The sequence below is a fragment of the Streptomyces sp. NPDC102441 genome, assembly GCF_044765585.1.
Classification (GTDB): domain Bacteria; phylum Actinomycetota; class Actinomycetes; order Streptomycetales; family Streptomycetaceae; genus Streptomyces.
Genome location: NZ_JBIWKH010000003.1, coordinates 561853 through 576632, shown reverse-complemented (window position 1 = coordinate 576632; position 14780 = coordinate 561853). Strand labels below are relative to the sequence as shown.

The following is a 14780-nucleotide window of genomic DNA, read 5'->3' as shown; positions in this document are numbered from 1 at the left end:
CTGGCTAGGCTCACGCGCAGTGAAGTCGAGTTGAGATGAATTCGAGCACTTGCCCACAGCTCTGTGTGCATGTGCGTGTGCCTCCCGATTACCTTCCCGAATCAACCGCCAGAGGGTTTAGATGGTCCGTGTTGAATCACCGCCGACCAACAGAGACATCCCCGTAGTGCGCGCCGCGCTCCTGCCCGTTGTGCTGATGGCAGGCGCAACCGCGGCCGGCGCGGTGCCGGTCACCGGGGCCACGCGGGCGGCAGTCGTCTGGTGCGGTGCGATCGCCACAGTCGTGGTCGCCACGCTCACCGTCGTGCTGAACCGCCGGCGCAGGGCGATGCGCGTCCAGCGTGCCGAGTACGAACAGCGCATCGCCGCCCTGGAACACCGCGTCGCGACGTACGACCAGGAGACCGAACGGCTCAGCAAGGAACTCCTGCCGACCGCGATCCGCAGGCTGCGTGCCAGCAACTCGCCGCAGGAGGTGATGCGCGACATCGTCGACGCGGACGCCTCGTACCGCAACCTCCCCAAGGCGCAACGCGCCCTGGTGCTCCAGGTCCTCGACATCATCGACAACGAAGAGGCGATGCGCGACTCCGCGCAGCGCGCCTTCGTCAGCGTCGCCCGCCGGGTCCAGGCCATCGTCCACCGACAGGCCAGTGAACTCCGGGAGATGGAGGACCACCACGGGCGCAACCCCGATGTGTTCGACGACCTGCTCCGCATCGACCACGGCACCGCGCTGATCGGGCGGCTCGCCGACTCCATCGCCGTACTCGGCGGTGCCCGCCCCAGCCGCCAGTGGCCCAAGGCCGTACCGCTGTTCAGCGTGTTGCGTGGCGCGATGTCCCGGATCCTGGAGTACCAGCGAGTCGATCTGCACTCGATCGCCAAGGTCGCCATCGTCGGCACCGCGGTCGAGCCGCTCATCCACGCATGCGCCGAGCTCCTCGACAACGCGACGCGTTACTCTCCGCCCCAGACCCGGGTGCACGTCACCGCGGTCGAGGTGCAGACCGGCATCGCCATCGAGATCGAGGACGGCGGCGTCAGCCTCAGCGAGGAGGCCCGTGCGAGGGCCGAGAACATGCTCGCCCAGGCCCGGGCCGGCATCAACATGAACGACCTCGGGGAGTCCCCGCGACTCGGCATGGCCGTGGTCGGGCGTCTCGCCCGCATGTACCAACTCCAGGTCTCCCTGCGGCAGTCCGCGTACGGAGGGGTCCGCGCGGTGCTCATCGTGCCGCGCGACATGATCACCACCGGGCCGGCCCCCGGCATCGCGCACGGCATCGGCGCCACCTCGCGGCCCCAGAGCTCCCTCGACATGTCGCAGATGCAGCATGTCGTCCCGCCACGCGGCAAGCACAAGGCGCGCCCCACCACGACCGGGCCCGTCCCGTCGCTCGCGTCGTCCGCTCCCGCCCCCGCACCGGCCCCGGCGGCGTCCGCCGCACGGTCCGCGCCCAGCGCCGCGGCGCTGGGCGACGACGAGATCGTCGTGACCGAGTGGACCGAGGGCGGACTCCCGCAGCGCCGCAGCCGGGGGCGCGCACCCCTCGGTTCGCACAACCTCCCGCAGCAGTCCGCGCCCGCCGCGGAACCCGCCGCGCGCAACGGGCACAACGGACAGGGCGGCGGCTCCACGGCACCGCCCGGTCTCTGGCTGGAGGCCTTCACCCAGGCCGTCAACGGTGTGCCCAAGGAGCCGAAGCACGACACAGACTCTGACGACGTGTGGGACAAGGGAGACGAGAAGTGATCCAGCAGCGGGCAAACATGGACTGGATGCTCAAGGAACTGGCCGACGACGTACCGAGCATCCACCAGATCGTGGTGCTCTCCGCCGACGGCCTCCGCATCGCCCGGCACGGCGGTGACCCCGACGTCGCCGACCGTCTCGCCGCCGCCTGTGCCGGGCTGCAGAGCCTCGCCGCTGCCGTCGCCACCGAAATCCCCTACAGCGACGGCCTGATGAAGCTCGTCGTCATCGAGGTCACCGGAGGGTTCTTCTACCTGATGGCCGCGGGCACGGGCGCCTACCTCGCGGTTCTCGCCGGCGAGACGGTCGACGCGGGACTGGTGGGTGCCCGCATGCGGGACATGGTCGTCCGGATCGGCGCGCACCTGACGAGTCCCCCGCGCCATGACGGGCAGGCCGGATGAGTCCTCCCCGACGAGAACGCCGTAAGGCCGACCCGGCGGTGAGCGACCCGGAACGGCTGTACGTGATCACCGGCGACACAGACGGCGAAAGAGCTGAACTCGACCTCGTCACGATGGTGGTGGCGCAGGCCGAGCCGTCCCCGACGGTCCAGCCCGAACAGGCCGCGATCCTGCGGCTCTGCAAGGCGCCGTTGTCGGTCGCCGAGATCTCGGCCTATCTGAGTCTCCCCTTCAGTGTGGTCACGTCGCTCCTGACAGAACTCCTGGCGACCGAACTGATCGAATCGCGTGCGCCGATCGTCCGCGCCGCGCTCCCGGACCGGTCCCTCCTCGAAGCGGTGATGCATGGACTTCAGAAGCTCTGACACGATCACGGGCCCCCGCAGTGAGGACGTCCTTCCCGACACGGCCACGGCCGCGGTGAAGGTCGTCGTCGTCGGCGGGTTCGGGGTCGGCAAGACGACCATGGTCGGCTCGGTGAGCGAGATCCGGCCCCTGACGACCGAAGAGACCATGACCCAGGCCGGTGTCGGCGTGGACGACAACGTGGGAGTGGAGACCAAGACCGCCACCACCGTCGCCATGGACTTCGGACGGATCAGCCTCAGCGACGAACTGATCCTCTACCTGTTCGGCACCCCTGGACAGGAGCGCTTCTGGTTCCTGTGGAACGGCCTCTTCGAAGGTGCGCTGGGAGCCGTCGTCCTGATCGACACCCGGCGGCTCCAGGTCAGTTTCGACGTCATCGGCAGGCTGGAGGAGCGTGGCGTGCCGTTCGTGGTGGCCGTCAACACCTTCCCCGGCGCACCGCGCCACCCCGTCGAGGCCCTGCGCAGCGCCCTGGACCTGTCGGACGAGATCCCGATGATCGACTGCGACGCCCGGCTGCGCACCTCCAGCCGCGATGTCCTGATGACCCTGATGCGCTACCTGCACCGCCTAGCCGTGCCGCTCGCCTGACGCGGCACACACCTCTCTCTGAACGGGCCCTGTCCCCACCGCGACCCGGTCTCGGAACGTCTTACCTGGAGCCACTGTGACAACCCCCTTCCAGCACGAACCCGGATCGGTCGCCGGTCCGGTGCCGCCCCCGCAGTGCCCCGCACACGGCATGGGCATCGGGCCCGGCGGCCTGCGCCGGCTGTACGGCCCGGAGGCCGAGGCGGACCCCGCGGGCCTGTACGAGAAGCTGCGCGCCGAACACGGCTCGGTGGCGCCCGTCCTGCTGCACGAGGACGTTCCCGCCTGGCTGGTGCTCGGACACAGCGAGAACCTCCACATGACCCGCACCCCCTCGCAGTTCTCCCGCGACTCGCGGCGGTGGCGCGGCCTGCAGGACGGCAGTGTGGCCCCCGACCACCCGCTCGCCCCGCTCTTCACCTGGCAGCCCGTGTGCTCCTTCGCCGAAGGCGCCGAACACGAACGGCTTCGCGGCGCGGTCACCGACAGCATGGCGCGCATCGACACCCGTGGCGTGCGCCGTCACATCAACCGGTACAGCAACCGGCTCGTCAACGACTTCTGCCGGGAAGGCCGGGCCGAGCTGGTCAGCCAGTTCGCCGAGCGGCTCCCGATGATGGTGATGTGCGCGATCATCGGCATGCCGGAGGAGTACAACGACCGTCTGGTGCAGGCCGCGCGTGACATGACGCGGGGCTCGGAGACCGCGGTCGCGAGCAACGCCTACGTCATCGGCGCACTCGACCGGCTGGTCCAGCGCCGCCGGGAGGTACCCGCCGAGGACTTCGCCACCTGGCTGGTCGAACACCCCGCCGGCCTCACGGACAAGGAGGTCAGCGAACACCTGCGGGTGGTCCTGATCGTCGCCTACGAGACGACCACCAACCTGATCGCCAACGTTCTGCGCATGGTCCTCACGGACCCCAGGTTCCGTGCCAGGCTCAGCGGCGGCCACATGACCGTGCCCGAGGCGGTCGAGCAGACGCTGTGGGACGAGCCGCCGTTCACCTCGGTCCTCGGCCGCTGGGCGGTGGGCGACACCGAGCTCGGCGGGCAGCAGATCAAGGCGGGGGACGCCCTGATCGTCGGCATCGCGCCGGCCAACACCGACCCCGCCGTGCGGCCCGACCTCACGGTCAGCATGGAGGGCAACCGTGCACATCTGGCCTTCAGCAGCGGCCCTCACGAGTGCCCCGGACAGGACATCGGACGCGCCATCGCCGACGTCGGGGTCGACGCCCTGCTGATGCGCCTGCCCGACCTGGAACTCGGCGTCGACGAGGAGAAGCTGGACCGGGCCGGGAACTTCATGTCGCGGCACCTGGTGGACCTGCCGGCGACGTTCGGGCCCACCCTCCAGCAGGAGATCGACGCCGAACCGCTGCCGGCGGTGGCCCGGTCCCGCGCCCACACCGACTGGGAGGTGTCCTCGCCCGCCATCCCACGGGGCCCCGTGGCCGCCCCTCCGGTACGGGCCCGGGCCGGATCCCACACCGCCGAGCCGTACGCGACACCCGCGGAGAGGGCCGCCATCCCGGCGCAGCGGAGCGGGCCCACGAGGGTCTGGCATGCCGTCGTACGGTGGTGGAGCGGCCACTGAGACCGGCGCCGTCCGCCGTTCCCTGGCGCCCCGGGCCTCCGGGTCCGGGGCACCGGGCCGCTCGCCCCGTACCATCGAGCAGCGTGAAGCTGACAATTCTTGGCGGCGGCGGATTCCGGGTCCCTCTCGTGTACGGGGCACTGCTCGGCGATCACGCCGAAGGCCGCGTCTCGCGGGTGACCCTGTACGACACGGACCCGGACCGGCTCACCGCCGTCGCGCGGGTCCTCGCCGAACAGGCGACCGGTGTCCAGGACGCGCCCGCCGTCGTGGCCACCGACGACCTCGACGAGGCCCTGCGCGGCGCGGACTTCGTCTTCTCCGCGATCCGCGTCGGTGGGCTCGAAGGCCGCGCGGCCGACGAACGCGTCGCCCTCGACGAAGGCGTCCTGGGCCAGGAGACGGTCGGCGCCGGCGGGATCGCCTACGGGCTGCGCACCGTTCCGGTCGCCACGGACATCGCCCAGCGTGTCGCCCGGCTGGCCCCCGACGCGTGGGTCATCAACTTCACCAACCCGGCGGGCCTGGTCACCGAGGCCATGTCCCGGCACCTCGGCGACCGGGTCATCGGGATCTGCGACTCCCCGGTGGGGCTCGGCCGCCGGATCGCCCGGGTCCTGGGCGCCGATCCGGACCGGGCCCGGATCGACTACGTCGGGCTCAACCACCTCGGCTGGGTGCGTGGTCTCGAGGTCGACGGCCGCGACGAACTCCCGCGCCTGCTTGCCGATCCCGCGCTGCTCGGCTCCTTCGAGGAGGGCAGGCTCTTCGGCGCGGACTGGCTGCGCTCCCTCGGCTCGGTCCCCAACGAGTACCTGCACTACTACTACTTCAACCGGGAAGCGGTCCGCGCCTACCAGGAGGCCGAACAGACCCGCGGGGCCTTCCTCCGCGACCAGCAGGAGGGCTTCTACGCCCGGATGAAGGACCCGGCCGCGCCGGCGTTCGCCACCTGGGACCGTACGCGCGCCGAACGCGAGGCCACATACATGGCGGAGAACCGGGATGTGGCCGGGGCCGGAGAGCGTGAGGAGAGCGACCTGGACTCCGGGGGCTACGAACAGGTGGCACTCGCCCTGATGCGGGCCGTCGCCCGTAACGAACGGGCCTCCCTGATCCTGAACGTCCGTAACCGGGGCACCCTCTCGGTGCTCGACGACGACGCCGTCATCGAGGTGCCCTGTCTGGTCGACGCCAACGGCGCCCACCCCGTGACCGCCGACCCGCTGCCGTACCACGCGGTCGGCCTGGTCACCGCCGTCAAGGCCGTGGAGCGCGCGGTGCTCGAAGCGGCGGAGACCGGCTCACGTGCCGCGGCCGTGCGGGCCTTCGCCCTGCACCCGCTGGTCGACTCCGTCTCCGTGGCTCGCCGGCTGGTCGACGGCTATACGAAGGTCCACCCCGGGCTCGCCTACCTCGGCCGGCCATGAGCGGGGGCCTGCCCGCCACCACGGCCCGGCCTCCTGGCGCGTCCGATCAGGGAGTGGGTACGGCCCTGGGCCGGCCGGACGGCGCCCAGGACGGGGTGACCCCGGTGACCTGGCACACCATGAGGAAAAGCGGAATGGGCGGCGTATAGGGCGTACGGCTGTCCGGTGCGTGGATCAGCCGGGGGCGCCCGGCGGGGACGAAGCCACCGGCGGCGTACGACGCCTGTTCCGGCCAGTTCAGATCGAGGTCCGAACCCGAGGGGACGATCCACCACCACCGGTCGGCGTCGGCGAACACGCACCCGGCACGGGGCAGATGCGACATCAACCGGAATCCGTACCGCGCGGGCACGCCCACGGCGTCGCAGCCGAGGCTCGCCGACAGCGCGGGCGGCAGCGGAAGCCGGACCCGGCCCGGTGCGCCGTCCTCCTCCGTGGGTCGGGCGCGACCGGCGCCGAGCAACTGGGAGAGGGCGTTCTTCAGCATGTCGGCTCCGGGTCGTACGGCAGTTCCGCCCACACGATGCGCCCCGAGTGGTTCCCCGCGTCGTGCGACCCCCAGGCGGTGCTCATGGAGTCGACCAGCAGCAGCCCGCGCCCGTGTTCCCCTTCGGCGGTGAGGGACAGCCGCGGGCCACCGGGCTGATGCCCCTGGTCCTGTACGGATATGCGCAAACGGTCGTAGTCGCATCGGAGTTCGCAGACGACCCGGGCGCTCGCCGTGTGCACCACCGCGTTGGTCACCAGCTCGGAGACGATCAGCACCGCCGCGTCGTGGGCGTCCCCGGGCAGCCGCCAGTCCGCCAGCCGGGCCCGCGTGAGGCGCCGGGCGGCGGCCACCGACTCGGGGTGCGCCGACAGAGCGAAGCAGTAACGGAGCGCTTCCGCCCCGGGGCTGAGGTCCATGAGCCGGGGGATGAGCGCACTGCCAGGTGCCACGACCGATTCCTCACAGTGGGGGCTGCGTCACGCACCGCACCGCCCCGGAACGGAGCGGGCGCGACCACGCGAACTTGGTTCGGTTACCAACTCTCCCCCTGACGCGAACACTTGGCAAGGGGCACTCTGAAAAATTCAGAGTGACTGTGTCCCTGGAGCCGTGCGCATGGCACACTGCTCGCACACAGCGCATCGGGAGGTCTGAAGTGAGCGAACCGCGGTCCGCCCCGACCGTGGGTCAGGTCGTTCTCGGAAAGCGCCTGCAGGATCTGCGGGAGCGTGTCGGCCTGAGCCGGGACCAGGCGGCGAAGGTGCTCCGAGTCGCCCCCGGGACGATACGCAGGATGGAGACCGCCGAGGTCGGGCTGAAGATCCCGTACGTCCAGCTCCTCCTCAAGGCCTACGGGATCGCCGACGACGAGACCGACGCCTTCGTCGAACTCGCCGAAGAGGCCAACAAGCCGGGCTGGTGGCAGCGCTTCCACGATGTGCTGCCCGACTGGTTCAGCATGTACGTCAGCCTGGAGGGCGCCGCGAGCCTCCTGCGTACGTACGAGCCGCACTTCGTCCCCGGTCTGCTGCAGACCGAGGACTACGCCCGCTCCGTCCTGCGCACGGGTGCGGTCGGCCAGACCCGGCCGGCGGACATCGAACGCCATGTGGCGCTGCGGATGGAGCGGCAGTCGCTGCTCACCAAGGCGGAGGCGCCGAAGCTCTGGGTGGTGATGGACGAGACCGTCCTGCGCCGCCCCGTCGGCAGTCCCGACGCCATGCGGGCCCAGGTCGACCGCCTGCTCGAGGCGACCGATCTGCCCAATGTGACGTTGCAGATAGCGGAGTTCGCGACCGGCCACCACCCCGGCACGTACGGCCCGTTCGTCCTGTTCCGCTTCGCGGTCCCCGAACTGCCCGACATGGTCTACAGCGAGTACCTGACGGGCGCCGTGTACTTCGACGCGCGTCCGGAGGTGGCCTCCTACCTCGAGGTCATGGACCGAATGGCGGCTCAGGCCGCAACTGCACAACGCACGAAGGAAATCCTCAGGGACTTCCGCAAGGAGCTGTGATGAACCACATATACAACGGCATGCCGGCCGCCGACCTCGGCACCGAAGGCTGGTACAAGCCGTGGAGCGGTGGTAACGGGGGCAATTGCATCGAGGCCATGAAGCTGGCCGACGGCAGGGTGGCGGTCCGTCAGTCGGCGGACCCGGACGGCCCCGCGCTCATCTACTCCAACGGCGAGATCGCCGCCTTCATCCAGGGCGCCAAGTCCGGACAGGCCGATTTCCTTCTCACCTGACACGCAGCCGTTTACTGTCGCATTACACGCTGTTCGCCGAAGTCCCCGACCAACGGAGTGCGTTATGACCGGGCAGGAACCGCAGGCCGTCGAGATCGACACGAGCAAGCCGCATCCGGCACGGATGTACGACTGGTTCCTCGGCGGTAAGGACAACTACCCGGTCGACGAACAGATGGCCAACGAGCTGCTCGCCCTGGACGCCCGGGGCCGGGACATGGCCCGCGTCAACCGCGCGTTCATGCACCGTGCCACCCGCTGGCTCGCGGAGAGCGGCGTGCGTCAGTTCCTCGACATCGGCTCGGGCATACCCACCGAGCCGAATCTCCACCAGATCGCCCAGCGGACCGCCCCGGACGCACGCGTCGTCTACTGCGACAACGACCCGATCGTGCTCGCCCACGCGGCGGCGCTGCTGCGCTCCACCCCCGAGGGCACCACCGAGTACATCCAGGCAGACGCCCGCCGGCCCGACGCCATCCTGGAGGCGGCGGGCAAGATCCTCGACTTCGACCGGCCGATCGCGCTCTCCCTCCTCGCGCTGCTGCACTTCGTGGACGACGAGGACGGGGCCGCCGAGCTCGTCGACCGCCTCGTGGAGCGACTGCCCTCCGGCAGCTATCTGGTGCTCTCGCACACCACGAGTGACTTCGATCCCGAGGGCGCGGCCGAGGCCCGTGCCATGTACAAGGCGCGGGGGATGACCCTGCGGCTCCGCTCGCGCGCCGAAGTCACCGCGTTCTTCCACGGCCTCGAACTCGTCAAGCCGGGCGTCTCGCTGTCGGCGGACTGGCGTCCGGGGCTCGGCGAGGTCATCGACGTCCCCGGCCACGAGCCGATCCCCGGCTACGCGGGCGTGGCACGCAAGCGCTGACCGCGCGGGGCGGGGGAGGCGGCACCGCCGGCCGGGCGCCCCCGCCCCACAGGTCACAATGGACCCATGTCACGACGTACCTCACGCCCCCGCCGGCCTGCCGCTCCGCAGGCAGGCCCCCTGCGGATCACCCCGGCGGCACCGTGCCCGTGCGGCCTGGCGGCGGCCTACGGGGACTGCTGCGGCCGGCTGCACGCGGGCACCCGCACGGCCCCTACGTGCGAGGCACTGATGCGCTCGCGGTACGCGGCCTTCGCCGTCCAGGACGCCGGATATCTGCTGCGCACGTGGCACCCCGCGACCCGCCCGGCCGCCGTCGACTTCGACCCGGCGACGCGCTGGACCGGGCTGGAGATCCTCGCGACCACGGAGGGCAGCGCCTTCCACACCACCGGTACGGTCACCTTCCGCGCCCACTGGACCGACGACGGCGGGCCCGGCTCGCTCCACGAGCAGAGCCGCTTCGTCCGGGAGCAGGGTGCCTGGGTGTACGAGTCGGCGGTCTTCGTCGAGTAGAGGCGAGCAGAAGCCCGCGCACCGGCCCGGTCAGGCCGGGACCGCCGCCCGCTCAGGCGGGGCCAGCTGCTGCTCCAGGTCCTCGGCGAGCAGCCGTTTGGCGATCACGTCGACCGCGGCGCGCAGCTGGCGGTCGTCGGGCCGGGCGCCGTCCTCGGCCAGCCGTTCGTTGAGCCAGCGGCCCCAGGCCGACGAGATCGTCGCCGCCTCACGGCTGCCCGCCGCCGTATGGGTGAAGAGCCAACCGTCCCCGGTGAGATAGCCCTCCTCGATCATCCGGTCGAAGACGGGCACCAGCACCTCCGGTGGGATCCGGTGCCGGGCGGCGATCAGCCTGAGCCCCGCGTGGCCGACCATCCTGGTGAAGAGATCCACCTGCATCACTGCCCAGGCCCCCGCCATGTCGAGCCTCGTGTCGGATTCCGCGACGATCCGCCGGGCCGTATCCGGACCGGCCTGGTGCAGGATCCTGGCCACGGAGGATTCGAGTACCTTCGACGCGTCCCCGGTGCTCGGCTGGGCGAAACCCTCACCCATGTCGGTCGAGCTCGCACGGGCGCTGTCGCGCAGCTTCACCTGTTTCAGGAAGAGCGAGACGACGAACCCCAGCAGTGCCACCGGCACCGTCCAGAGGAAGACCGTGTGCAGGGTGTCCGCGTACGCCTGGGCGAGGGGCGCGGTCTGTTCGGCGGGCAGGGCGTGCACGGCATTCGGGCTCTCCGCCACCCGCGCCAGCTTGGCCGGATCACCGCCCGCCCGAGCCGCCTGCTCGATGCCCTGTGTGAGATTCGGGCGCAGAGCGTTGGCGTAGATCGTGCCGAACACCGCTGTGCCGAAGGAGCTGCCGAGCGTACGGAAGAACGTCACGCCGGACGTCGCGGTCCCGAGGTCCGAGTAGTCGACCGTGTTCTGCACGGCGATCGTCAGCACCTGCATCGACAGACCGATACCGATGCCCAGCACCAGCATGTACAGCGACTCCAGCCAGATCCCGCTGCCCGGCCCCATCCGGGACAGCAGGTAGAGGCCCACCGCCATCACGAGCGAGCCGACGACGGGGAACAGCCGGTAGTGGCCGGTCCTGCTGACCACGTTGCCACTGAAGATCGATGCCGCCAGCAGTCCCACCACCAGGGGCAGGGTCCGTACCCCGGACAGGGTGGCCGAGTCCCCGTCGACGTACTGCAGATAGGTCGGCAGATAGATCATCGCGCCGAGCATGGCGAAGCCCACGATGAAGCTCAGGACGGAGCACACCGCGAACACCGGATTGCGGAACAGCCGCATCGGCAGCATCGGCTCCTTCGCCCGCGTCTCCACGAGACAGAAGAGCGCCAGGGCGACGAGGCCGCCGACGAACAGACCGATGATGACCGGCGAGCCCCAGGCGTACTCGTTGCCGCCCCAGCTCGTGCCGAGGATCAGCGCGCTCGCGCCGACGGCGACCAGCGCGATGCCCAGATAGTCGATGACCGGGCGTCCGGCCGCACGCACGGAAGGGATGTTGCGGGCGGCGGCGATGACCACCACGATCGCGATCGGCACATTGACGTAGAACGCCCACCGCCAGGTCAGATGGTCGGTGAACAGTCCGCCCAGCAGCGGTCCGACCACGGTGGCGACGCCGAAGACCGCACCGATCGCCCCCTGGTACTTGCCTCGGTCGCGCAGCGGGATGACATCGGCGATCAGTGCCATGGCGGTCACCATGAGCCCGCCCGCGCCGATGCCCTGCAGCCCCCGCCAGATGATCAGCAGCAGCATGTTCGACGCGAGGCCGCACAGGAACGAGCCGGTGATGAAGATGACGGCCGAGATCTGGAAGATCAGCTTCCGGCCGAAGAGGTCGCCGAACTTGCCGACCAGCACCGTCGCCACGGTCTCGGCCAGCAGGTAGGCCGTCACCACCCACGACATGTGCTCCGCGCCGCCGAGGTCGGAGACGATCGTGGGGAGCGCCGTCCCCACGATCGTCTGGTCCAGCGCGGCGAGCAGAATCCCCAGCACGATCGTGGCGAACACGATGTTCCGGCGTCTGGGGTCGAGGACAGGTGGCGCTGCGGCACTCTGCGCGGCGGGTGCGGTCTCGCTGGCAGTGGTCACCTACGCACCCTCACACCGGGCGCGGGCCCACGCATGCGGGGCGGGCCGGACGGGTCAGGCCAGCAGCTCCCGTACGGAGTCCCTCATGCGGGCCACGAACGCCTCGCGAGCCTCTTCGGGAACCAGGTCGAGCGACAGATACGGATTGAGGTCCTCCAGCTCGACGAGCAGCAGGCCGCCCTCCGGGGCCCGGCAGGCGTCCACCCGCTGGATGCCGTGGGTGAGGGTGTTCCACTCGACGAAGCGGCGTGCGAAGTCCAGGTCCTCGGGGCTCGGCGCGTACGGTTCGAGCACCCAGCGCCTGTCCGGACGCGGTGCGTGCAGGGCGTACTGGAAGTCGTGGTCGACGAAGTAGAAGGACACCTCGTACCGGAAGTCGATCCGGGGCTGGACGAGCAGAGTGCCGTCGGCGCCCTCGGGCAGCTCCGGTTCCTCGGTGAACCGCAGCCCCACCGAGTCCGCGCCGAGCTTGGGCTTGACCACGTACCCGGCGGACCGGGGGAGCAGCCCGAGATCGGCCGCACGGTCCACGGTCGGGATCACCGGGAATCCGGCCCGGCTCAGATCGACCAGATACTGCTTGCCGGCCATGTCCCCGCGCCCGTCGAGCGTGTTGTACACGCGCGTGCCCGTTTCCCGCACCCTGGTGCGGAACGCGTCGTACGCCTCCTGATAGTGCAGGACAGGACCGCTGTTGCGGACGACGACCGCGTCGAACCCGTCCATCAGCGCCGCCGCGTCCCGGGGGTGACAGAGCGCGACGTCGAAGGCCTCACGCAGCCGGGAGGTCAGGAAGATGTCCTCGTCGCAGTAGCGCCGTCCGCGCGCCTCGTAGGCGAGATCGGTGACGAACAGGACGGACGGACGTGGTGTCTCGGAGGCGGCGATCAAGAATACTCCCAGGGGGTTCGATATCGGTTCGGCGGTCAATAGCCTTGCTGGAGCAGCCCGTTCACTCCCATGAAGCAAACTGGTCCCTGCCCCACAGGAGTCACACGTGTCCCAGGCGTCCTCACCGCCCGATATTCTCTCGCCCGCCTTCGCCGCCGATCCCTACGGGGCCTACCGGACGATGCGCGAGAGCGCCCCGCTGATCCACCACGAGGCCACGGGGAGTTATCTCGTCTCCCGTTACGAGGACGTCGAGCGCGTCTTCAAGGACCGGGCCCAGGAGTTCACCACCGAGAACTACGACTGGCAGCTGGAGCCCGTCCACGGCCGGACGATCCTCCAGCTCAGCGGCAGGGAACACGCCGTACGCAGGGCCCTGGTCGCCCCCGCCTTCCGTGGCGCCGACCTCCAGGAGAAGTTCCTGCCCGTCATCGAGCGCAATGCCCGCGAACTGATCGACGCCTTCCGGCACACCGGGGAGGCCGACCTCGTCGAGGCGTTCGCGACCCGCTTCCCCGTCCTGGTCATCGCCGACATGCTGGGCCTGGACCGGGAGGACCACCAGCGCTTCCACGGCTGGTACACCGACGTCATCGCCTTCCTCGGCAACCTGGCGGGCGACCCCGCGGTCATGGCCGCGGGGGAGCGCACGCGTCAGGAGTTCGCCGAGTACATGATCCCGGTCATCCAGCGGCGCCGGGAGGAGCCGGGGGACGACCTGCTCTCCGCGCTCTGCGCCGCCGAGGTCGACGGCGTACGGATGAGCGACGAGGACATCAAGGCGTTCTGCAGCCTGCTGCTCGCGGCCGGCGGGGAGACGACCGACAAGGCCATCGCCTCGGTCTTCGCCAATCTGCTGGCCCACCCCGAGCAGCTCGCCGCCGTACAGCGGGACCGGTCCCTGATCGACCGGGCCTTCGCCGAGACGCTGCGCTACACCCCGCCGGTCCACATGATCATGCGCCAGGCGGCGGGGGAGGTGGAGCTGTCCGGTGGCACCGTACCGGCCGGTGCCACCGTCACCTGTCTGATCGGCTCTGCCAACCGGGACGAGGCCCGCTACACGGAGCCGGACAGCTTCGACCTCTTCCGTGACGACCTGACCAGCACCACGGCGTTCTCGGCGGCAGCCGACCACCTGGCGTTCGCGCTGGGCCGGCACTTCTGCGTGGGTGCGCTGCTGGCCAGGGCCGAGGTCGAGACCGGGGTGAACCTGCTGCTCGACGCGATGCCGGACCTCCGGCTCGCCGACGGCTTCAGCCCGGTCGAGGAGGGCGTCTTCACCCGGGGCCCGGCGTCGCTCCCCGTGAGGTTCACCCCGGCCGGCGCCTGAGCCGGGCTCAGCCGATCCGCGAGCACAGGTCGTCGGCGGACCCATGGACCAGGTGCACCGACTTGTAGCCGGTGGCGCTGATGTCCATGGTGTAGACCCCGTCCAGGACGTACAGGCCCCGTGCCAGGTTCCCGGCGTTCTCGCCGACGCCCGCCAGCACGGGGCCGATCACGTGCCACTTCTGTGATCCGTCCGCGTGGTGATCGACGATGGCGCTGCCGCTGACATCCGCGTCGTGGAAGGCGCCGGTGTCCGTGTTCGTCACGCGGACGACGAGGTCACCGCGGTAGGCGATCCGGGAGGGTGAGCCGTCCGCCCGTCTGGCCAGGACCCGCTGCACCACCTCGTCCACCACGGGCTCGGTGTGGACCGGGACATCGCAGCGGGCCCCGGCCGGAAGGTCGTACGGGGGAGTCGGGGCCGGCTCCCACCCGTCGGACGCGGACGCGGGGGCCGTGCCCAGGGCCATGACTGTGAGCGCGGTTGCGGCAAGGAATGCGAGGCGCATGAGACCTCCGTCAGCGGGCATTGCGCCACGGGTCGCTCCGGCGGCGTAGCGGCCGATGGCGGGGGAAAGGGCAACTCATGCCGAGATTAGCGCAGTTGAGCGAGCGCTTCAGGACCTATGGAGCCTTCTGCGCCGGACTCGCGGCCGTCGTACGACGTCTCCG

At 70.4% G+C, this 14780-nt stretch carries 16 protein-coding genes; 11 read left to right on the top strand and 5 right to left on the bottom strand.

Features of this window, described 5'->3' with window-relative positions:
- The first annotated feature begins 121 nt into the window (after nucleotides 1–121).
- The 6 genes from ACIREO_RS08860 (at nucleotide 122) to ACIREO_RS08835 (ending at nucleotide 6150) form a co-directional block, all read left to right on the top strand.
- The gene (locus ACIREO_RS08860; protein ID WP_404106739.1) at nucleotides 122–1756 is read left to right on the top strand and encodes a sensor histidine kinase; all 1635 of its coding nucleotides are present in this window, start codon (nucleotides 122–124) and stop codon (nucleotides 1754–1756) included.
- Nucleotides 1753–2160 carry a roadblock/LC7 domain-containing protein gene (locus tag ACIREO_RS08855; protein WP_404087725.1) on the top strand — a complete coding sequence of 136 codons (408 nt, stop codon included), beginning with the start codon at nucleotides 1753–1755 and terminating at the stop codon, nucleotides 2158–2160. The genes ACIREO_RS08860 and ACIREO_RS08855 overlap by 4 nt, the downstream gene beginning before the upstream one ends.
- A complete protein-coding gene (locus ACIREO_RS08850; protein WP_404106738.1) occupies nucleotides 2157–2525 on the top strand; it encodes a DUF742 domain-containing protein in 369 nt (122 codons plus the stop codon). Before ACIREO_RS08855 ends, ACIREO_RS08850 begins: the two co-directional genes overlap by 4 nt.
- Complete coding sequence (locus tag ACIREO_RS08845; RefSeq protein ID WP_404106736.1) at nucleotides 2506–3120, top strand: GTP-binding protein; 615 nt, start codon at nucleotides 2506–2508, stop codon at nucleotides 3118–3120. The genes ACIREO_RS08850 and ACIREO_RS08845 overlap by 20 nt, the downstream gene beginning before the upstream one ends.
- Nucleotides 3121–3196: 76 nt before the next feature.
- Nucleotides 3197–4720, top strand: a complete 1524-nt coding sequence (locus ACIREO_RS08840) for a cytochrome P450 (RefSeq protein WP_404106734.1) — start codon at nucleotides 3197–3199, stop codon at nucleotides 4718–4720.
- Nucleotides 4721–4803: 83 nt separating this feature from the next.
- Nucleotides 4804–6150: a 6-phospho-beta-glucosidase gene (locus tag ACIREO_RS08835; RefSeq protein WP_404106732.1), complete on the top strand. Its 1347-nt coding sequence runs from the start codon at nucleotides 4804–4806 to the stop codon at nucleotides 6148–6150.
- Between the two features lie 46 nt (nucleotides 6151–6196).
- Here ACIREO_RS08835 and ACIREO_RS08830 read toward each other — a convergent pair whose 3' ends face one another.
- Nucleotides 6197–6637, bottom strand: a complete 441-nt coding sequence (locus tag ACIREO_RS08830) for a hypothetical protein (protein WP_404106731.1) — start codon at nucleotides 6635–6637, stop codon at nucleotides 6197–6199.
- A complete protein-coding gene (locus tag ACIREO_RS08825; RefSeq protein ID WP_404106729.1) occupies nucleotides 6631–7089 on the bottom strand; it encodes an ATP-binding protein in 459 nt (152 codons plus the stop codon). Before ACIREO_RS08825 ends, ACIREO_RS08830 begins: the two co-directional genes overlap by 7 nt.
- 206 nt (nucleotides 7090–7295) lie before the next feature.
- Between ACIREO_RS08825 and ACIREO_RS08820 the strand changes: the two genes are divergently transcribed.
- From ACIREO_RS08820 to ACIREO_RS08805, 4 genes are all read left to right on the top strand, one after another.
- Nucleotides 7296–8156, top strand: a complete 861-nt coding sequence (locus tag ACIREO_RS08820) for a helix-turn-helix transcriptional regulator (protein WP_104783568.1) — start codon at nucleotides 7296–7298, stop codon at nucleotides 8154–8156.
- Nucleotides 8156–8392: a DUF397 domain-containing protein gene (locus ACIREO_RS08815; RefSeq protein ID WP_014152862.1), complete on the top strand. Its 237-nt coding sequence runs from the start codon at nucleotides 8156–8158 to the stop codon at nucleotides 8390–8392. Before ACIREO_RS08820 ends, ACIREO_RS08815 begins: the two co-directional genes overlap by 1 nt.
- Nucleotides 8393–8456: 64 nt before the next feature.
- The gene (locus ACIREO_RS08810) at nucleotides 8457–9266 is read left to right on the top strand and encodes an SAM-dependent methyltransferase (protein WP_404106727.1); all 810 of its coding nucleotides are present in this window, start codon (nucleotides 8457–8459) and stop codon (nucleotides 9264–9266) included.
- A gap of 66 nt (nucleotides 9267–9332) precedes the next feature.
- Complete coding sequence (locus ACIREO_RS08805) at nucleotides 9333–9782, top strand: YchJ family protein (protein ID WP_404106725.1); 450 nt, start codon at nucleotides 9333–9335, stop codon at nucleotides 9780–9782.
- 30 nt (nucleotides 9783–9812) lie between these two features.
- Here the strand turns inward: ACIREO_RS08805 and ACIREO_RS08800 are convergent, their stop codons facing one another.
- A complete protein-coding gene (locus ACIREO_RS08800; protein WP_404106724.1) occupies nucleotides 9813–11885 on the bottom strand; it encodes an MDR family MFS transporter in 2073 nt (690 codons plus the stop codon).
- Nucleotides 11886–11939: 54 nt separating this feature from the next.
- Nucleotides 11940–12776 (bottom strand): hypothetical protein, encoded by an 837-nt coding sequence (locus ACIREO_RS08795; protein WP_404106723.1) that lies wholly within the window; start codon nucleotides 12774–12776, stop codon nucleotides 11940–11942.
- 106 nt (nucleotides 12777–12882) lie between these two features.
- Between ACIREO_RS08795 and ACIREO_RS08790 the strand changes: the two genes are divergently transcribed.
- Nucleotides 12883–14109 (top strand): cytochrome P450, encoded by a 1227-nt coding sequence (locus ACIREO_RS08790; protein ID WP_404106721.1) that lies wholly within the window; start codon nucleotides 12883–12885, stop codon nucleotides 14107–14109.
- Nucleotides 14110–14116: 7 nt separating this feature from the next.
- On the opposite strand, the gene ACIREO_RS08785 is transcribed toward ACIREO_RS08790, so the two are convergent.
- Complete coding sequence (locus tag ACIREO_RS08785) at nucleotides 14117–14617, bottom strand: hypothetical protein (protein ID WP_404106719.1); 501 nt, start codon at nucleotides 14615–14617, stop codon at nucleotides 14117–14119.
- Between the last annotated feature and the right edge of the window lie 163 nt (nucleotides 14618–14780).